The sequence below is a fragment of the Rhizobium sp. RHZ01 genome (assembly GCF_014851595.1).
Classification (GTDB): Bacteria; Pseudomonadota; Alphaproteobacteria; order Rhizobiales; family Rhizobiaceae; genus Rhizobium; species Rhizobium altiplani.
In genome coordinates, this window is the sequence record NZ_JACUZZ010000117.1 from 1 (window position 1) to 384 (window position 384).

Annotated in this window: 1 protein-coding gene; it reads left to right on the forward strand. The window is 67.4% G+C overall.

Going from position 1 to position 384, the window contains the following annotated elements; translation table 11 throughout:
- The coding region (locus IB248_RS31075; protein ID WP_281419734.1) for a cytochrome c-type biogenesis CcmF C-terminal domain-containing protein at window positions 1–384 on the forward strand (384 nt) is incomplete at both ends.

A 384-nucleotide genomic window follows, 5' to 3' on the forward strand; every position in this document is an offset into this window, starting at 1 on the left:
AGCGGCTCTATCTGGTCGCGATCCTGGCGTTTGTTGTTGCGGTGGTCTTCTTCTATGTCCAGCACGGCGGTCCCGTGCTTGCCGTGCTCGGGCTGGCTGCGGCGCTGTTCCTGATCTTCGGCGCGATGGCCGATCTGTGGTATCGCGCCGGCGTCGGCAAGGTGGCTGCCTCCGTCGCCTGGAGACGCCTTGCCGGCCTGCCGCGCTCGGCCTTCGGCACGGCGCTCGCGCATGCCGGGCTTGGCGTTGCCGTCCTTGGCATCGTCGCGGTGACCACCTTCGAAACCGAGCATGTCATCGAGATGAAGCCCGGCCAGACGGTCGAAGCCGGCGGCTACGCCGTGCGGTTCGACGGCATGAAGCCGGCGACCGGACCGAACTACA